Origin of the sequence: Azonexus sp., from assembly GCF_049652925.1 — a bacterium.
Taxonomy (GTDB): domain Bacteria; phylum Pseudomonadota; class Gammaproteobacteria; order Burkholderiales; family Rhodocyclaceae; genus Azonexus.
In genome coordinates this window covers 120,411-140,537 of record NZ_JBASFI010000017.1, presented here as the reverse complement: position 1 = coordinate 140,537, position 20,127 = coordinate 120,411, and the positions used below count along the sequence as shown (strand labels likewise).

Sequence of the window (20,127 nt, the reverse complement as noted above, 5' to 3'; positions counted from 1 at the left end):
TCATCACTGGCATGGGCAGCGCGTGCTTGACGCGCCCCACAAGGGAGGGAATGACTGATTTGCAGAGCAAATCTCGCCGTAGCTCCCACCCGTTAAGGCCGGGGCTCGAGATTCAATGAGAGTGCGCAGGACGCACTATTTAAGGCCTTAAAGGCCGTAGGCTCGCAACTACTAGACGCCAGCTATCCGACTGCCAATGTGCCAAATCTCTTACCCGCGGTCAACCCCATCGATTGTGGCGCTGAAGGTCCGTTCAGGGCTGCCCGGCATACAGAAATGCGAGGAGCTCAAGCCACGTTGTGCTGAGATTGCCATTCGCGTCGGGAAGCCTGAGCCAGCGCCGTTGCGCCGATCCCTGACGTGATTGGATTCGTGTCAATCCGCTCCGATGGAGGAGCGACTCCAGATCGCGAGCAATCCCCGCTGGCATGAGAATTTCTGATCCGCGTGGCCGTAGCCAGTCTGTTGCCATGCGGACGATGGTTTGCAGGTCGCTATCGTTAGGCAGCATCTGCCAGATCACGGCGGCTATTGCTGCCTCTTCGGGGGGGAGTTGGGGGCGGCGCCGTAGGCGGCGAACCAGTCGCTCGCGCATTTCGAGATCACGCACACGCTCGCGTATGGCATTCGCATGGTCGCTCAAGTCGCTGATGGCTTGCCCAATGCGGGCATTCGCGTAGACCTTCCAAGCGTCTTCCCATTTAAGTCTCTGAATGTCATTGCTGATCGGCCCAGAGCTCTGTTGGAGTTTGATTTCCTGATAACGCATGCGTTTGGCTAGCGCATCCGGCATGTCTGCACAGGGAAAATTACGCCGCAGGGATTCCCGGAAAGGTTTAATTACGGCTGCGCTGTCATTGTTGTGCCGAAGTTGCATTCGCTCCAGGCTGCGCGGCTCGTTTCCAGCCAGCCGGGAGAGGAATGAAAGTGACACTTCCTCGCCAACGAGCTGGCAGGTGTAATGGTGGTGGGCAAATTCCACGACATGGGTATAGGAGACGATCCCCGTATCGGGCGAGGCGTGGCCCGTCGCAAAGGTTCGCCACCACGCGTCACTGGCTACCGAGGGCGTGACGGAATCAGTAGACTCGAGCGAGCCTCGATCGGCCAGAAATAAACGGGATACGAAACCATGACGAAAATGACGGGGCCGCAGGTGAGTGTCGCCTGAAGCCGCACGGAGTGCCTCAATCAGTAGTGCCTGCGCTGGTTTGACGTGCTCGAGCCGATTGGAGGCGCCGGTTGCAAAAAGATAAGTCCCCGCTCGATCGCGACCGCGTCGGGCAGCCTCCGCGGCGCGGCGATCCCGGTACTCGGCCAGAAAATCGAATTCGTCTCGGGGAAGTGCGATCGGCCCGACCAAGCGTAGGGCGTTGACACTCTTCCGGCTGGTGAGTGCCGAGGCGGCGACCCGCAGGCTGATACGTCGGTCAGCATGCAGGATGAGCGCTCCGACAGTGACCTCGGCCGCCTCGCCGGTTCGCAGACCGAAGCGATAGAGAATGACCATCAAGGCACGAGCGAGCTCGGCGAGTGGGGAATGCCGTGCCGGAGCCTCGAGCGATTCGAAAACGTGGCGGTAGAGTGCCGTGTCGACCAGATTTGCATCGACACTGGGCAGATGACTTTTCCGAGCGCGTCCCGGTATGGTCGCCCAATCTACCTCATCGATGAGATCAAAGTGACGCAGAAGCGATCGCTCGAAACCCTCGAGTGCCGTACGGTGGGTCACACGATCTTTGATAACTTGCTGGCGGATGTCGCTCCGATAGGCATCGGCGCGTGCCTCTGTACCAAGTGCAACGAGATCTGCGAAGTGGAGACCGGTAAGGTGGTTGCGGACGATACTGGCATAATTGCTAATGGTGCCCGGTGCGAGATTGGGGAGCTTAAGTCCGCCGAGTTCGAGCAGGTCGCGCGCATAGCACAGCAGGCCGTATGCGAAGCTGCAGCTGTGTCCCTCAGGATGACCGGCTCTGGCGTAGAGCTGTTCGAGTTTTCCTTCGGTCGCGCGCAGAGCGACCTTTGCATCGGCCAAATGCTTCTGCACGCTCTGTCTTTCGTCACCCTCTTGGCGGCGCGCTTGGGGTTTCCAGCCAATGTCGTTCCCGATGTCGTCGATGATGGCCTGAAGGGCAACTTGCTGCAAGGTGTTGACCTGCGCAGTGGGTGCCCGGCGCGGAATGGTGAGGGCAACGGTTGCGCGCGGGGCTGGATGACGTGTGCCTGAGATAAGGCGAAGCCACGGTTCGTCCGCAAGTGCCGTATTTTGAATCCGACCCTGCGCAACAGCAGCCACATCCGGCGCGAAGTGGCGGACATGGGCCGCACGGACGAGGTGTTCGAGGTGCGACAGGACAGATTTCGTCGCAATTTCGAGGCCAAGTATTTGCCGAATGAGGGTAGGGGGAGCTTTCGCGCGTTCCGGCAGCGGCAATAGCCGGCATTGCCAGAGCCGGCGCAGCAGCGCTTCCGTGACCGGGTCTGCTATCCAGCGGTAGGGAGGACGCTGATCGAATCGGAATGAAAAGATCTCGCCGCTGCGCTGGAGCGGAGAGGCGAGGGCTGTAAGGAACGCCTGCCAGTGAACCTTGCGCGCAAGTCCCCCGAACAGCGCGCTCGAACACAGCAGCAGGGCGGCGACCTGCTCCGGCGAGAGGCTCGGGGCGTCGGGCGCGATGAACCCATGTTCGATATCTTCGATCAACATGTGGACGCAGCGCCGGTATTCGCGGAGGGTGCTGAATGTCCCGGCCTGCAGTGAGCCCTCGTCGAGCGAGAACTCCTGAATCAGCGGTAGCCGTGGTTGGCGAAGACCATGGGCTTGGCAATAGTGCCTGAAGCCCCGCGCGAAGTAGTCGAGAAACACTCGCGCCCGGTGGAGCGGCATTCGCCCCATACCTGGGGCTGGATCATCCTGGAGCGGAGTGGGTTCGAAGAAGTCGAGCAGCGCATTCGTGACAGTATCCTCATTGAATGCGGCAATGGACTCATTGCGCGCAATCGCTGGATCGATTTGATCAAGAACCGACTTCAGCGATCGGGCGGACTGGAAGAGTAGGCGCTGTTCCAGCCACACGGCCCGCTCGGGACCGAGGGGGGGGCGGATCTGAGCCGGACGTTCCACGCGCCAGGGGGTAGCCCAGTCGACCGACTCAAAACCCGAGGGTGTCGAGGTGCTCATCAATCTTATCCGTCCAGTCGTGCAGTCCATCCCATTGTGGCCGTGCGCGCCAGGGCATATCGGTGGCGCCATGAGGAGGATGGTGCCCCATTGCACGTCTGAGCCAGCTACTCGGACAACCCATCTCCCACAGGCGCGAGCGAAACAGGTGACGGAACATGTCGTCGGGCCACACCCAGTGCTCGGCAAAGTCCGGGATGCTCACCTTGAGGGCCGTGATCGTTGGCGTTACATAATTTCCGTCCGGGGTATGGAGCATGGCAAGCGGGGCGTCGGCCGAAGCGTTACGGGGAAGCAGGTGCTTGGCGCGGGCCCAGCGCTCGAACTCGGTGACTTCGGCAACAAAGCGGGCGGTCAGTGGCACGAGTCGAGTGGAGCGATAGCCGAGTGCGTCCTTTTCCGAGGCCATCGCGGCTCGATCATTGAGCGAAATATCTGCGTGGCAGGGCAGGACGGAGCCGGTTGGCCGGCCGCCTGTTCCCGCCAGGTACATCAGGGTCAGGTGTGCAACGCGGGCGTTATAGGCGTGGATGACACGCTGTGGATTGGTCCGGCCCCGACCCAACTCGGCCGACGACTGCAGTTTTGCGATCAGCGTACGAACGGAGCCAATATCCGCACGGTAGCTATAACCCAGGTAAGGGGTGGGCGCGGGCGGCGGTGAGGACCATCCTTCGTCCAGCACATCGAGGTCGAAGGTCGCCACCGCACGCTCGATGACATTACGGACCCGTTCGATAAGCGCCGTTGCGTCCGGCGCGAAATAATGAATGCCGGCATCGCGCCGGGCCTGCGCCTGCAGACCGAGGAGCGTGACGAGCGCTTCGTCGGGCCTTTCGCTTTCGAGATCGTGTTCGAAGGCACGGGTGAGTCGTCGGATTGAAATGGGCTGACCGCTGTCTCGGCTCAGGTCTCGCAGCTTCTTGTCGAGGCTGTGTAGCACCAGAGCGCCCTCTTTGGAGGTGCCAAGGGCCGCGAGCGCGTGGCCCAGGCGTCTAGGGAGAGGGATATGGATTTGCCGGCCGACATGCGCATAACCAGGTCCCTTAAGTTGACGCGTGAATTCCGGTGCTTCGGGTAAGTGGCGGTGGATCCATGCTTCGTGCTGATGGCGCTCGATATGGCAGTGCGGATCCTGATTGTTAGTCTGGAGAATGTGGGTGCCAAGCCGCCCGAGCAGAAGCGTGGCCTGCAGGGCAATCTGTTCGGGTTCGGACCACCGCTCCGAGCGCCGGATCAGATCGTGACGTGTTTCGATGGATGGTATGCGTTGCTCGGCAGGGGCGTGGTACTCGCGGCGCTGGGCAATTGCAGCCACACCGATGTCGCGGACAAGTCGTGAAAGACGCTCGCGGGGGCTAGCTGTTGGGGCTGGTAATGCATGAGCGCTGCGGAGGGTCTCTAGGGCGGCGACGTTGTCCGGATGCAGCTTTTCAAAGCGCAGTGCAGGTAGCGTTTCCAGAAGCGCGGCAGTGTCGGCCAGCGCCAGGGCTTCCCGGGAGTATTTAGTTCCCTCGGCCGTCAGGCAATCCCGTAGCAGTTGGATCCGCACTGTTGGAGAGTTCTGCCGTTGGTGCAGGGCCAGCGAAATTGGGAGTCCTCGGCGTAGGACATTCACCAATAAGCCAACAGTGATCGGGTCTGGTGAGAGCAACAGGTGTACAAGAAGTGCCTCACGCAGCGTCTCGTGCCACCACGGTTCGAGCGGGCAATTCTGAGGCAAGGCGAGGTACGCATCATCAAGAAGCTCTGGTACGGCATCGAGGGAGCGGTAGTCGTTCCTGCTTAGATCCCCATGAAGCGGCAACAATCGGAGAATTCCCCGGACGACATCCCGAGCGTCGAGCAGTGCGGCAGCGTCGTGATGGTCGCACAGACGTGTAAGGGCTTGTTCGCATGCCGTGGCCACGGCGCCGAGCTCGTGACAGGCGGGCGGCACTCGTAATGCAACGAGAGTCTGTTCGGGTGCGGAGTGGAAAGTCCGCAGGTGCTCAACGAGCTCCTCAAGGCGATTTTTCATGCGCCCCGGCGGAGTGTTTGCGGCCCAGAAAGCTGGTTTGGGTCGGAGTCTGGCATTGCGGGCAGGGGTCGTTTTGAGGGGTGTTTTGGGTGCTGATATACTACGGTAAAAGTTGCAGGTGAGACAGAGTTAACTTATAGTTTGGGCGGATGTGTTCTTTTTTGGTCCCGTTTGTTGGCATTATAAGTTACGAAAAATCAGTGCGTTACCGATTAACGCCTATTTATATTTAACACTATCTATAGATAATACACGATGGTAAGCGCCCTCCGAAGGCAGGGGAATTCAGTCGGGCGCACCAATATTCAATGATTTAGGCCACTTTCGAGTGGCCTTTTTCATGCTGGTGACTGATTCCTTCCGGAAATCAGGCCGCCCCTAGCTGGCTTTCAAGCGGCAGCGAAAGCCGGAAGCAGGTTCCCTGGCCAGGGATGCTGCGTACATCCAATTGCCCGCCGTGTTTTTTGACGATGATGTCGTAAGAAATTGACAAGCCCAGTCCGGTGCCTTTGCCGACCGGTTTGGTGGTGAAAAATGGCTCGAAAATCCGGTTGCGGACTTCTTCGGTCATGCCTTGTCCGGTGTCCTCGATCTCAAACCAGACTTGCTTGTTCTCGGTTCCCGAACGCACGAAAATCTTGCCCTGTTGCTCGATGGCCTGAGCGGCATTGACCAGCAGGTTCATGAATACCTGATTGATCTGTGCTGGCACACAGGCCACGGGCGGAATGTCGCCCAGTTCACGGATAATTTCGGCTTTGTATTTGAGTTCGTTCCAGACCACGTTGAGGGTGCTTTCAATCGCGGCGTTGAGGTCGGCACGCTGATGTTCGGCCTGATCGACGTGGGAGAAATCCTTGAGGTCCTGAACGATCTTGGTGACGCGGCTAAGACCTTCCTGCGATTCGGCAACCAATGATGGAAGGTCTTCGCGAAGAAAGTCGAGATCGGCTTTCTTGCGAGCTGCTGAAATCTCGTCTGGCGCCCCGGCCTCGTAGGCGCTGATGACGTTGAGCAGTTGGGAAACGTAGGTTTTCAAGGTGCCCAGGTTCGAATTGACGAAACCGACCGGGTTGTTGATCTCATGTGCGACGCCCGCCGCAAGTTGGCCGATGGCGGCCATTTTCTCGGACTGCAGAAGTTGCTGTTGTGCCTCTTCGACCTTGCCCAGCAGCAGTTCCAGTTCCTTCCGGTCGTTCTCCAGCTTGAAGTTGGCCTCGCCGAGCTGAGAGGTGCGCTCAGCCACGATTTCTTCGAGGCGATTCTGGTATTGCCGCAGGTCGTCCTCGGCGCGGTGGCGTTCGGTCACATCCTGCAGGGTTTCGATGGCACCGATGCGTTGCCCATCGGCATCGCACAGCGGCGCTGCTGTAAAGAAAAGCCAGCGCCCCTGCTCGCCCATATGGGGGAAGAAAGCCTCACCCTCGAAGGCGCCGCCGATATTGGCCGACCGCCGAAAATGGCCGTGGTAGTAGGTATCGAACTGCTCCTCGAGACTCCCGTCGACGATCAGGTCGGCCATTACCGGGCGACTTTCCGGATAGAAAGCCTTCCATTGCTCTGTTGTGCCGACCATCTTGCCCGCCGAAAGGCCGCTGATCATTGCGCAAGCCTGGTTCCAGTGGGTGATTTGATGATTGGCGTCGATGACGAAGGTCGGGACTGGGTCGCCATCGATAATCTGGGCGAGCAATTGTTGCATGTTGCGTTTGCTCGCTTCGGCTCGCTTGTGTTCCGATTCGAGAAGCTTTTTCTGGGTCATTTCGATCTGTTGCATGGCCAGCTTCAAACGACCCTGTTCGACCAGCAGTTGTTCGTTGGTCTGCGTGAGAGCCTGGGTGCGTGTCGCGACCTGGGCTTCCAGCGTTGTGTTGGCCTTTTCCAATTCATCGTTGCGCGCCGCGATCATCCGGAACATCGCATTCATGCCGTTGAGCAGGCTGGTCGTCGCCGGGTCGGCGACCATATTTTTCTCCTCGTCGAAGGCCTGCTCCGGCTTCATGCCGGCGCGGATTTTCCGGATCTGGCGGGCCATTGACTGGTCGATACCGAGGATATGATGGGCCAGCCAGCTGCTCAGGAAGCGCAACAGGAATTCCAGGTCGCCGCTCTGCATGTCCCGCATCCTGACCACCTGTTGCCCGAAATCGGCATGTACGTTGTGATGGATTTCGGTGAACCGCGGGTCGCAGCCGGTGCTGGCCATCAACTCTTCTTCGTGCTGGAAGTGCGTTACCGCGTACTCGACGAGCTGCGCCAGCACCTTGTCGATTTCTTCCCGTGGGGTGGATGTGGACTGGTGCTCGATGATCCAGTTGATCAGGCTCACCAGGCCCTGGTGCTCGGTATCGACCAGAGGTTGGCCGGTAACGAAGCTGTCATTCCAGACGAAAATATCCATGCTCAGTTTTCTCCTGTCACCGGGCCGAGTACCCGAAGAATCTCATCTGGTGTGGTGGCGCCGGCCTGAACACGCTCAGCGGCGTGATGGATGATGCTGCGCAGCCCTCTTTGCCGGGCCTGACGGCTGATCTCGAGAACGCTGGCACCGCTGCCTATGCAGTCCCGCAGCTGGTCATCAAGGGTCAGAATTTCGTAAATGCCGAGGCGACCCTTGTAGCCGCTGCCATGGCAGGTAGTGCAGCCCAGGCCCCGGCGGATTTCGGTGATCCCGGCAAAGGCGCTGCCCAGGCGGGAGATGACGGCGGGGTCCGGCGCGGCTGGCTGGCTGCAGTCCGGGCATACGCTGCGCACCAGTCGTTGGGCGATGATGCCTTCGAGGGCGGTAGCGACCACATAGGGTTTGAGGCCGAGATCGAACAGGCGGGCAATGGTGGCGACGGCCGAGTTGGTGTGCAGGGTCGAATAGACCAGGTGCCCGGTCAGCGCGGCGTGAAAGGCGACCTCGGCGGTGTCGAAATCGCGGATTTCACCGAGCAGGATGACATCCGGATCTTGGCGGAGCAGGGCGCGCAGGACAGCCGGAAAGGTCAGGCCGATCTTTTCGCGGATCAGCACCTGGCCAGCCATGTCGAGGTAGTACTCGACCGGGTCCTCGATGGTCACGTAGTTCTTGTCGGGCGTCGCATCGTGCTGGAGCAGCGAATAGAGCGTTGTCGTCTTGCCGCTGCCGGTCGGGCCGGTGGCGAGGATGATGCCCTGCGGTTTGGCCACCATGTCGGTGACGCGACGCAGGTCGGTGCTGGAGAAGCCTAGTTTTTCGATGGTGTGGACTGTCGAGTTCCGATCGAGGATGCGCATGACGATTTTTTCGCCATTGATCGTCGGCAGCGTCGAAATTCGCAGATCGACCATGCGCATCGGCGTCTTGACGGTAATGCGGCCATCCTGGGGGCGACGCCGTTCGGAAATGTCGAGTTCCGACATGATTTTCAGGCGCGAGACGAGCGATTGATGCAGATGGTGCGGGATATGGATCTTGTCGGCGAGCACACCGTCGATCCGGTAACGCACGACGACGCTCTTGGTGCGCGGCTGGATGTGGATATCGGAAGCGCCCAGGCGGATGGCTTCGAGAATGATCGCATTGGCCAGCCGGATGGCCGGTGGCGCCTCGGTGTCGCGCAACAGGTCTTCGAGTTTGGCGGCATCCTCTTCCTCGATGACGATCTCGATACCTTCGTAGGGGTCTGGCGAACCGACCAGCGTTTCCAGTTCTTTGAAATCGACTTCGCCGCCGCCGTAGATTTCATCGACTTTCTTGCGGATTGCCGCGATGTCGGCCGTCACCGCATTGATATCGAGGCCGGCCGTGAAGCGGACTTCGTCGATCAACCCCTCGTCCAGCGGGTCGGCCATGGCCAGCATCAGGCGGCGACCGTCGAGCTTGAGCGGCACAACGCACTGGCGCAGGCAGAAGCTGCGCGGAATCAGATCGGTCAGCGCGCGGTCGACCTGGAACTCCGGCAGCTGGACTTCCTCGATCATCATGTCAGTCTTGAGCAGTTCGCGGATGCGTCTTTCGGGCACCCAGTCGTTTTCGAGCAGCAGGGTGATCAGCGGCTCCTTGCGCCGTTCCTGCTGCATGGTCAGTTCCTGCAACTGGGTATCGGTCAGCAGGTTTTTTTTGTGCAGCATGATCCCCAGCCGGCTGCGGTGGGTGGCGGCCAGTCTGGACAGCGCCGAGATTTCCTTGGATTTCAGGTCGTTTTCCGCACGCAGGCTGCGGTTCCGGCTGATCAGGTCGAACTGTTCGAGGGCAAGCGCGACAGTCACTCGCAGGTCATCGTCGTTCCACGGTTTGAGGATGAATTTGTAAACGGCACCTTCGTTGATCGCACCCATCACTGCATCGGTGTTGGCGTGGCCGGTGAGCATGATGCGGATGGTGTCGGGCGAGCGCTTTTTGACCTCCTGCAGGAATTGCGCCCCATTCATACCCGGCATCATGAAATCGCTGATCACCAGATGGATAGTCCCGCTGGCGAATTTTTCGAGCCCTTCACTGGCGCTCCAGGCGGTGATGACTTCGTAGTTCTCCTGATGGAAAACACGACTGAGTGCCTTGACGATGCCAGGCTCGTCATCGACAAAGAGCAGGCGGTAGCGCGGCGGTGTCAGATGCGTCGCCGGGGCTTGCGGGGTGGTTGTCTTGCCGGTAAATAGCGAGGCGTAGTCGGTCATGGCGGGGTCGGGAAGAACAGGCTGACGGTGGTTCCGACATCGGGCTGACTGTCGATGCTGATGCGCCCGCTGTGTGCCTGGACGACGTTGCGCGCCGTTGCCAGGCCGAGTCCGACGCCGGAGCCAACCGGGCGCGTCGTGTAGAACGGCTCGAAGGCGTGTTCGATTTGCTCCGAGGTCATGCCGACACCGGTGTCGTGAATGCGGATGTGGATGCCCGCGTCATCGGCTTCGGACGAAATCTTGACCTCTCCCGGCCGTCCGCTGTCGGCGATGGCCAGTACGGCATTGCGGATGACGTTGAAGAACAGCTGGTTGATATGCCCGGGCAGGCAGACAACGCTGGGCAGCGGGAGTAGATCGAAACGGAAATGAATGCCGGGCGGCATTTGCGCCTCGACCATGCTGACTGCCTCATGCAGGCAATTGTTGAGATCGGCATATTCCTCGCTGGCCCGGTCGACGTTTGAAAATTCCTTCAAATCAGCCACGATGCGGGCAATGCGCTCCATCCCCTTGGCGCTGTCGTGAAGCAGGTCAATGCTGTCTTCGAGGATGAAGTCGAGGTCGAGCGCTTGCCAGGCCGCGCAAGCCGAACCCGGGTGTGATTTCAGTTCGGCAAATTTGGCGAGGTACTTCTCGAAGGTCGAGAGGTTGCTGCGCACGAAGCCGAGCGGATTATTGATTTCGTGGGCCATGCCGGCCGCCAGCTGGCCAACCGAGGCGAGCTTTTCAGCCTCGTAGAGCATCTGCTGGCGTTCTTCGAGTTCGCCGACCTGTTTCTTGACGCGCGCTTCCAGTTCTTGCGAAAGTGTCTTGTAGCGCGCCTCGGATTCGCTCAGACGGGCGTGTTCGCGCTTGAGCGATTCGAAGTCTTCAGCCACCGATTCGAGGTGCAGGGTCGACGCCATCTTGAAGCGAACCTGGGCCCGGAGCAGGGTCAGCATGAGCTGGCGAGCGGCGCTCAGCGCGGCCGGCGAGGCGCTGCTACTGAGCAGGTAGCCGAGCGGTTCGAGTTCAAGGGTCAGCGGTTCGCGGCGAGCCTCGGGCGAGGGCTGTCCCCAAAGTGTTTTTCCTGTGTCGTCGGTCATGGCGAAATCGCCGCCGAGCAATTCACTTAGGGCCGGGCCGATTTTTTCGTGGCTGGCGGCATCGAGCAATTTGTCGAGTCGCCACTCGCGGTCGAAACTCAGGGGCATGCGTTTTTCCCCAAGGCGCCGGCAACGAAGGCGTCTTCGCTGAGGCCATGCGCGGACTGCAATTTCAGTTTTTGGCAAAAATTCCGGTAGACCGTGCGAACGAGCAATTCAAAGGTCGATTCAACACCTTGCCCGGTCAAGGCGATGGCGAAGACCAGTGGCCAGGGGGCGGCCGACCAGCGTTCGCGGATTTCGGCCTCGGGGACGGCGCTCGGCAGGTCGCATTTGTTGAACTGGACGACCATCGGCAAATGCTCGAAATCCAGTCCGACCCGGGCACAGTTGGCGGCGAGGCTCTGAAACGATTCGCCGTTGTTGGTTTCCTGGGCGCGGTCGGCGTCGGCCACGAAAACCACGCCATCGGCACGCGACAGCACGGCCTTGCGCGTGCCGTCGTGGGCCACCTGTCCGGGTACGGTGAATAGCCGGAACTTGATCAACAAGCCGGACGGCGCGCGAAAGCCCAGCGGGAGAAGGTCGAAGAAAAGCGTGCGGTCGTCCTTGGTCTCCATGGTCATGACCTCGCCCTTCAGTTCTGGCGCCAGGAGGTCGTGCAGGCGCAGCAGATTGGTCGTCTTGCCGCTTTGCGCCGGGCCGTAATAGACCAGTTTGAAAGTCAGGTGCTGGGCATCGCTTTCGGGCATGACTGCGGTCAGTCCTTGCTCTGAAACTCGGGGTCGAGCACGACGGAGCCATCCGGGCCCCAGTTGACCTCGGTGATGCCCGGTTCGATCCGTTCCAGTCGTTCGGCTTCGACCTGTTCCGGCGTGATGTCGCCCATTTCAAGGCGGACCAGATTGGCCAGTTGGCGGTTTTCCAGCATCAGGTCGCGGTGAGCCAGCGCCTGGCCGATGGCCGACATCAGGTCGTAGTCGTTCCATGGCTTGCCGATGAAGCGGTCGATACCGACTTCGTTCACCGCGCGAACCAGTGCGTTGAGATCGGCGTAGCCGGAAAGAATCAGGCGCGCTGCATCGGGCTGGATGGCCTTGGCCGCCTTGAGGAACTCGATGCCATCCATGCCCGGCATCCGGTAGTCACTCATGAGCAGGTCGAATTCTTCATTCCGCACCGCTTCCAGCGCGGCCAACGGCGAATTGAAATCGACTATCTCCAGTGTGTAGCTCTTGTTGCCGTAGGAGCAGGGTGCCAGACGCAAGACGCGTTTGAGTGCCTTGAGGATGGAATCCTCGTCGTCGACGATCAGGATGCGGCTCATTTTTCCTCCTGGCGAATATAGAGCGTCAGCATTTGCTGTTCCGAATGTTCCATCTTGGTTAGCTGACCGATGATTTCTGCGGTCAGCGCGGTACCCTTGGCGAGCAGCAGGTAGCCATCGCGGTGCATGAGGTCGCGGCTCAGTACCATGCCGGACTTCAGATGCATGGTGCGCAGAGGGGTTTCCGTGAAGCCGCTTTTAACTGTTTCGGCGAGTAGCGCGGCGAAAGCGTCAACGGCCGCCGGGTCGTAGCGTTTGCCGCGATTCTCGATCAGAAAGTTGAGCGCCTCGACCGGCTTCAGCGGACGTTGGGCCAGTGTGCCGATGATCAGCGAGTCATATTCGTTGACCACGTGAATGATGCGACTGCCCTGGGGGATGGCAATTCCCGCCAGATGATCCGGGTAGCCGCTGCCGTCATAGCTTTCGTGGTGATGGCGGACGAGGATGGCGGCCTCCTTGAACTTGTCGATACCCATCAGGATGTTCTGGCCAACGACCGGGTGCTTCATGACCAGCGCCCGTTTTTCAGCGGACAGCGAATTGAAGGGCTTGCCAAGCAGTTCGTCGGGCAGGCCGAGTTTGCCGATATCGTGTAGCAGCCCGGCCAGCATGATGTTCTGGATCTCGACATCGGAGAGTCCGAGGCGCTGGGCAACGCTGCGCGCATGTTCGGCGACTCGCCGGCCGTGGCCCGAAATCTGGCTGCCGGCCGGGCCGCTACGCAGTTCGATCAGCCCGGCAAAGACCTGGACGCTGGTCAGAAACGCCTTTTTCAATTCACTGTGAGTTTGCTCGACAAAGCTCAGGGCCTGGCGCAACTCGGCAGTGCGCTCGGCGACCTTTTGTTCAAGGCTGGCGTTGAGTTCTTTCAGCTGCTCATTCTGGGCCTGGGTCAGCGATGTCAGACGCCGGTTTTCCCGTTTCAGACTCTGGTGCTCAATCGCCTCGGCAACAATGGTGACGATTTCGTTGTCGTCCCAGGGCTTCGAAATGTAGCGATAGATCTCGCCCTGATTGATCGCAGCAACGGTCGAGGTAATGTCGGCGTAGCCGGTGAGCAGGATACGCATCACATTGGGCCAGCGATTGCGAACCTCCTTGAGAAAGGTGGCGCCATCCATCTCGGGCATGCGCATGTCCGAGATGACCAGGTCGATTTCTTCCCTTTCAAGAATTTCCAGCCCGGCCGCCCCGCCTTCGGCAATGAAAATGCGGTAGCCGTGCGGCCGAAACAGGCGGCGCAGTGCGGAAAGAATGCCAGGCTCGTCATCGACGAAGAGCAGGGTGGGTTGGGCGATTTCCTCGCTCATGATGAAGTCTCCGAATCTTTTGTTTCAGTGATCTGCCTCGGATTGATCGGCAGCAGAAGACGGAAAGTGGTGCCTTGTCCCTCGGTGCTCTCAACCTCGATCAGGCCACCATGTCGTTTGATAATTCCGTAGGACAGCGAAAGCCCCAGGCCGGTCCCCTTGCCCACCGGCTTGGTTGTAAAGAACGGCTCGAAAATCCGGTTGATGTGTTCCGGTGCGATCCCCTTCCCAGTATCGCTGATTTCAACGCACACCTTGTCGTTGCCGTGAAGGCTGGTGCGAATCGTAATGGTGCCCTGCTTTTCAATGGCATGGCCGGCGTTGACCAGCAGGTTCATGAAAACCTGATTGAGTTGGGAAATGAGGCAGAACACATGGGGGATTTGGCCATATTCCTTGACCACTTTGGCCTTGTACTTCAACTCGTTCCAGACAATGTTCAGCGTCGAATCGATACCCTGGTGCAGGTCGGCCTCCTGCCACTCCTGTTCGCCGACGCGCGAGAAGTTCTTGAGGTCCTGCACGATCTTGCGGACACGCCCAAGGCCATCCTTTGACTCGGCGAGAAGGCTGAAAATGTCCTCTTTGAGAAAGGCAAAATCATGCTGTTCCATCAATCGCCGGATTTCTTCTGCGTGCGGATTTGTTTCACCCTCCTTGCCGAGCAGGGTTTCATAGGCCGTGATGATGTCCATCAGGTCGTGCACGTAGCCATCCAGCGTGCCCAGATTGGAATGAACAAAACCGATCGGGTTGTTCAGTTCGTGGGCGACACCTGCCGCCAGTTGCCCGATGGAAGCCATTTTTTCCGACTGCATCAACTGGTTGTTGGCCTCTTCCAGGCGTTTGTTGAGTTTTTTCTGCTGGGCGAGGGTTTCGTCCATCAGCAACTGCTGGGCTTTGCGCTCGGTAATATCGGTCAGCACGCCATCGTAAAATTCGGGCCGGCCGTCAGCGTCGTGACGAACCGTGGTGCGACCAAGCACCCAGACCACCTGACCGTCGGCGGTGACCAGACGGTATTCCTGCGCGAAACGCGATACCCCTTCAGCAGCGTAGCGGGATGTCTCGTTCTGCATGCGCGGCAGGTCATCGGGGTGAATGACATCAAATACCGGGGGTTTCCCTGCAATGAGTTGATTGGCGGTATAACCCCATTGCCGCACATTGTCCGAAATGAAGACCAATGGCCAGCCTTCGGTGCAGCAAGCCCGGAAACAAACGACCGGACTCGCATTCACCACCTGCGTGGCAAGGCGCAGTGCGTTCTCGGTACGTTGTCGACGCACGATGCGCCACGTTTCGCTGCCGATCAGCTGCACTGTTTCAACGTCGAAATCGGTGTAATCGCTGGCTTTGTTGCCGACGCCCGTCATCATGCGGACCTCGCCCTCCTCCATGACCGGAATGCTGAGCAGGCGAATCAGCGCTGAGTGGCCGGGGGGAAGTCCGTGTTTGTTCTGGGCGCTGGCGTAGTCATTGACGATAATGGGCTGTTTTTGCCGTGCCGCATCGGCCCAGATGCCGGCTTCGGAAATCGGGTAGTGGCTGTCGAAGGCCGCCGTGCAGTAGTTTTTCAGGGTGCTGGTCGACCAGGCAACCAGTTCGATGGTCACGCCATCGATATTGACGAAGTGCATGAAGCCAATCATGCTCTGCGTCAATTCTTCTGCCCGTTCCAGGGCATATTGCATGAATGGTTTTTCGGAAAGCTCCTCGGCTTTTTTTGGCAACTCCAACAAGATCGCGGAACGACGGGCTTGTTGGGAAAGCCTGAGCTCTGTCACTCGACGCTCGGTAATATCGATCGTGATGCCACCCATATCCGCACTGCCATCTTCGCGGGGAATGGCGAACTTGGTGCTTTCCAGGACTCGTCCGTTCCATTCGTCTTGAATGCGTTCCGTGATCCCGGTAACCAGAATCCGTGCTTCGTCAGCAACGACTTTTTGTCCGAATTCGCCAGGAAAAACCTCGAGCGAGAGGCGGCCCAGCATATCTTCCGGATTGATTCCGAACTGCTCCTGAAAGCCTTTGTTGGCGAGAAGAATGCGCGAGTCCGAGGCCTTGATGTAAGCGCTTCCCGGCAGGTGGTCGATAAAACGCTGCAGCGTCTTGACTGACGAACTCCATTCGTTTTCGGCCAGAACCCAGTTGCTGATGTCTTCGATGATGGCGACAAAAAAATCAACTTTCCCGTTGGCCTTCCGAATCGCGCGCGCCGAAATCGTCGTGTGAACAATGGAGCCATCCTTGCTGATAAAACGCTTTTCCATTGCATAGCCGTCGGAGTTTCCGAGCAAGACGGATTCCATCTTTTTGGTGTCCGCCTCCATGTCGTCCGGGTGACTCAAGGCGTGCCAGTCCGTCTGCATCAACTCTTTGGCGTCATAACCCAGAATGCGGCATAGCGCCGGATTGACTGAAAGCCAGATCTTTTCAGGTGAGATCGTTGCAATTCCAACCATCGCATAATCGAAAATGGCGCGGAAGCGCTCCTGGCTTTCATGTTCCCGCAAGCGGGTTCTCAGCATGGCATGGATGCCCCATCCCGAGACGAGGAGCAGGATGCCGGAAAATATCCAATGCATCGGTATCCCGTCCTCTGTCAATGCCGTGAGCTCATCATGACTGAGGTGGGAGACAACCAGCCATCGATATTCAGCCTGAACGGCTGAGGTGAGCTGCGGGCCGGACTGCATTTCGGACTGCTGTGGATAGATGCTTTGATAGGTCCACAATCCGTGTTCGTCGAAAAACTGCCCCTGGCGATCCTTCATCCGTGCCCAACTGGCCGGAAAGCGTCGGCCCAGATTACGTGTTGCATCCTTGAACATGAATCCCCACTCGTCGGCCGGATCCGGTGAGTGCAGCCAGTATCCAGCGCCATCGACCAGTGCGAGGTGGGCTTCCGCGTTACTGTCGATGACAAACCGATCAAGCATCGCCTTGCCCAGATAGTTGATGATGACGATTCCCCGCTTCGTTCCCTGCTGGTCCGTGACAGGAAGAGCCAGGCGCAGCATGGGTTTGTAAGGCTGCTCGATATTGCCGTTCTCGACATTCAGGTCAAGCGGGGAAAGGTAAATGTGCCCGACATCCTGCTGCATCGCTTCGGTAAAGTAATAGCGGTCTCCCTTGTACTGGAGCTCTTTGCGCGGCACGAGACTTGGCTGGCCGTCGCGCAGGTCTACGCGGACAATTTCATGGCCTCCGGCATCAATCCAGCGAATCTGGTCATAGACTTTTTTCGCCTTTGCCAGGCTCTCAAACATTGCTTCGACCTGCTCAATCTCTGGCGAGTCTGGCTTATTGGCCAGCTTTTTTAGGGCTGAATGATCTGCAGCGAAACGCAGGTCGCCGACAATCGACTGAATATGGCGGAGCAGGGATGCGCTGCCCAGGCCGACGCTGAGCACTTCTTGATTCTTTAGTGTGGCAAGGTTTTCCGCGGTTTTGCTGTGGCCATAGAACCACGTGCCGAGGACGACGACGAGGATGACCGGCAGGAAACGCCTGAGAAAAAGGGCCTGCTGGCTAATACTCATGGTCAGCCTTTGGCTATCCGGAAGGCTTCGCGAATCTGCTCGCGCAGCAGGTCGTCATCCCATGGCTTGGTCAGGAATTTGTAGATGGCGCCGCGATTGATTGCCCCGGTGACCGATTCGATATCAGTGTAGCCGGTCAGTACGATGCGAATGGTATCCGGATAGAGTTGGCGGACCCGGGCGAAAAACTCGGTTCCCGACATGTCCGGCATGCGCTGGTCGGAGAGGATGACTTGTACCGGATGCTTGGCCAGATGCTCGAAAGCTTCCGAGGGCGACTGGGCTGTCAGGATGTTGAAGCCTTCCCGGCGCAGCAGGCGCGACAGCGAGGTCAGGATGTTCGGCTCATCGTCGACAATCAGCAGCGTATGCGCTTTTTCCCGTGGCGTATCGGCCAGTTGAAGGCTCTTTCGGCCAGCCAGCAGTTGCTCGAACTCCGCGGCCGGCAGCGGCCGGCTGAACAGGTAACCCTGCATCGAGTCGCAGCGTCGGCTACGCAGGAAGCTGGCTTGTGCTTCGGTTTCGACACCCTCGGCCAGAACGCTCAGGTTGAGGCTGCGCGCCATGACGATGGCGGCGGTGGCAATTGCTGCATTGACCGGGTTCTCGGTAATGTCGCGGACAAAGCTCTGGTCAATCTTGATCTTGTCGAAAGGTAGGCGCGATATGTACGACAGCGAGGAGTAACCGGTACCGAAATCATCGAGGGATATCTTGATGCCCAGTGCCTTGAGGGACCGGCATTGGGCGATGGCCTCGTCGATATCATCGATCAGTGCGCTTTCGGTGATCTCCAGCTCCAGCGCTCCCGCAGGCAGGCCGGTTTCACCCAGGCACTGGCTTACCAGGCTGGGCAGGTTGGTCTGGCGAAACTGACGTGAGGAGAGGTTGACTGCGATGCGCAGATGGGCGATGCCAAGGTCGAGCCATTGCCTGGCTTGCAGACAGGCAGTGCGCAAGACCCATTCGCCGATGGGCAGGATAAGCCCGGTTTCTTCGGCGATCGGGATGAACTCGACCGGGGATACCGAGCCGAATTCGGGATGGTTCCAGCGTAACAGGGCCTCCATGCCGATCATGTTGCCGCTGTCGAGGCTGATCTGTGGCTGGTAATAAACGGTCAGTTCGTTGCGCTGCAGGGCCAAACGAAGGGCTGCCTCGAGCCCGAGTCGACGGGCGGCATCGGCATCCATTTCCGGCGAATAGAAACGGAAAGTGTTTTGACCGCTTTTTTTGGCGCGGAGCAGTGCTGCGTCAGCAGACTTCATCAGCGCGTCGACATCGTTGCCATTTCGCGGGGCCACGCTGACGCCGATGCAGGCGGTGATGCTGATGGCGTGCTCGCCAACCTCAAATGGAACGGCAATGGCATCGAGCATGCGCTGGGCGAGGGCTATGGTGTCGCGTTCGTGGCTCAGATTGGCCATCACGAAGCCAAATTCATTACCCGAGCGGCGGCCGACAGTATCGCCATCGCGTACCTGCAAATTCAGTCGGCGCGCCACCTCGACCAATATCCCGTCGCCAATCGGCGGACCAAGCGTGTCATTGATGAAACGGAAGCGGTCAAGGTCGAGCAGGATGACGGCCGTCTCTCGATTGAACCGGTGGGCGCTGATCAGGGCCTGCCCGAGGCGGTCGGCAAACAGGCTGCGGTTGGGCAGGTTGGTCAGCGGGTCGAAGCTCGAAAGGTATTGAATGCGTTCGGCCGCGGCATGGCGCTCCGAGAGGTCGCTGAAGACGCCGACGTAATTGGTCAGGCGCCCGTTCCTGTCGTGTACGGCCGAAATATTCAGCCATTCGGTGACGAGTTCGCCATCCTTGCGCCGGTTGGTTATCTCGCCCTGCCAGTTGCCGTGACGGCTGATGGCATCCCACATATCGCGATAGAACTCCGGGCTATGCACACCGGAACGGAGCAGCCGGGGATTCTTGCCCAGTGCTTCGCTGGCGTCATAGCCGGTTACCTTTGAGAAGGCCTGATTGGTGAGCAAAATGTCAGCGTTGGCATCGGTAATGCAGACGCCGTCGCTGATGCCGGTAAAGACCACCGAAGACAGGCGATGTTCACTTTCGGCGGCCTTGCGCCGGCTGATGTCGGCCATGGTCCCCAGAGTCAGAAGCGGGTTTCCCTGAGCGTCCCGGCGCAGTATTCGTCCCCGCGCTTCCATCCATACCCAATGACCGTCGGCATGGCGCATGCGCAGTTCGTCTACATGAATTTCGTCACCCAGATCGGCTGGGGCCTCCATGCGCTGCAGAATGGCGCTGCGGTCTTCCGGGTGGACTAGTTCAATACTTGCATTGATTGTTGCCGGGCCTTCATTCAGGCCAAGAATCCGCGACAGGCTGGGACTCCACTGGTTGGTCCCGCGCTCGTGGTCGTGCTCCCATATCCCGAAGCCGGAGGTGGCCAGGGCGATCTGCAAGCGTGTGTCGAGCTGAACGTTTTCGGCCACCCGCCGGGCGATTTCCTGCTCCAGCCAAGCCTTTTGGCCGGCAACGATATCGCGGGCCCGTTTCAGTTCAAGCTGGGCCTTGACCCTTATGCCGAGGACCGCGGGATTGATCGGTTTGGTAATGTAGTCGACGGCGCCTTCCTGAATGCCGCGTTCCTCGTTGTCCGGGTCGTCGAGTGCGGTGACAAATATCACCGGAATCTGGCTCGTTTCAGCGTCGGCGCGCAGGGCCTTGAGCACAGCGTGGCCATCCATCTCGGGCATCATGACATCGAGCAGGATGAGGTCGGGCTGGGGGGCGAGTCTGGCGTAGCGAATGGCGACCGGGCCGCTATTGGCGACCCGGACGTCAACGCCGAGATCGGTGATCATTTCTGAAATGGTGCAGAGGTTGTCAGGTACGTCATCGACGATCAACACGATGGGCCGGCCTGGCCCCTTGGCCTTGTTGTCCTGATCTGTCATGCCACATGCTCCCTACGCATTTCATTCATGAACGCTAGTCTCGCTCGCCCGGCGCGCTCAGACAAGGCAATCCGCG

The 20,127-nt window shown here is 59.2% G+C and carries 10 protein-coding genes; all 10 read right to left on the bottom strand.

Annotated elements, in window-relative coordinates:
- Positions 1 to 253: 253 nt before the first annotated feature.
- Positions 254 to 3,184 (bottom strand): site-specific integrase, encoded by a 2,931-nt coding sequence (locus tag WBK19_RS08935; protein WP_511288916.1) that lies wholly within the window; start codon positions 3,182 to 3,184, stop codon positions 254 to 256.
- Positions 3,156 to 5,204 (bottom strand): hypothetical protein, encoded by a 2,049-nt coding sequence (locus WBK19_RS08930; RefSeq protein WP_511288914.1) that lies wholly within the window; start codon positions 5,202 to 5,204, stop codon positions 3,156 to 3,158. Before WBK19_RS08930 ends, WBK19_RS08935 begins: the two co-directional genes overlap by 29 nt.
- A gap of 367 nt (positions 5,205 to 5,571) precedes the next feature.
- Positions 5,572 to 7,605 (bottom strand): bacteriohemerythrin, encoded by a 2,034-nt coding sequence (locus WBK19_RS08925; RefSeq protein ID WP_511288912.1) that lies wholly within the window; start codon positions 7,603 to 7,605, stop codon positions 5,572 to 5,574.
- 2 nt (positions 7,606 to 7,607) lie between these two features.
- The gene (locus WBK19_RS08920; protein WP_511288910.1) at positions 7,608 to 9,848 is read right to left on the bottom strand and encodes an ATPase, T2SS/T4P/T4SS family; all 2,241 of its coding nucleotides are present in this window, start codon (positions 9,846 to 9,848) and stop codon (positions 7,608 to 7,610) included.
- On the bottom strand, positions 9,845 to 11,047 hold the full coding sequence (locus tag WBK19_RS08915; RefSeq protein WP_511288908.1) for a sensor histidine kinase: 1,203 nt from the start codon (positions 11,045 to 11,047) through the stop codon (positions 9,845 to 9,847). Before WBK19_RS08915 ends, WBK19_RS08920 begins: the two co-directional genes overlap by 4 nt.
- Entirely contained in the window at positions 11,038 to 11,691 is a 654-nt protein-coding gene (locus tag WBK19_RS08910) for a GTP-binding protein (protein ID WP_511288906.1), read from the bottom strand. Before WBK19_RS08910 ends, WBK19_RS08915 begins: the two co-directional genes overlap by 10 nt.
- 8 nt (positions 11,692 to 11,699) lie before the next feature.
- Positions 11,700 to 12,266 (bottom strand): response regulator, encoded by a 567-nt coding sequence (locus WBK19_RS08905; protein WP_511288904.1) that lies wholly within the window; start codon positions 12,264 to 12,266, stop codon positions 11,700 to 11,702.
- Positions 12,263 to 13,579, bottom strand: coding sequence for a response regulator c-di-GMP phosphodiesterase, NosR family (gene nosR / locus WBK19_RS08900; RefSeq protein WP_511288903.1), 1,317 nt, complete (start codon positions 13,577 to 13,579; stop codon positions 12,263 to 12,265). Before nosR ends, WBK19_RS08905 begins: the two co-directional genes overlap by 4 nt.
- Positions 13,576 to 17,127, bottom strand: coding sequence for a PAS domain S-box protein (locus WBK19_RS08895; protein ID WP_511288901.1), 3,552 nt, complete (start codon positions 17,125 to 17,127; stop codon positions 13,576 to 13,578). The genes nosR and WBK19_RS08895 overlap by 4 nt, the downstream gene beginning before the upstream one ends.
- 2 nt (positions 17,128 to 17,129) lie before the next feature.
- Positions 17,130 to 20,051 (bottom strand): EAL domain-containing protein, encoded by a 2,922-nt coding sequence (locus tag WBK19_RS08890; RefSeq protein WP_511288899.1) that lies wholly within the window; start codon positions 20,049 to 20,051, stop codon positions 17,130 to 17,132.
- Positions 20,052 to 20,127 lie beyond the last annotated feature (76 nt).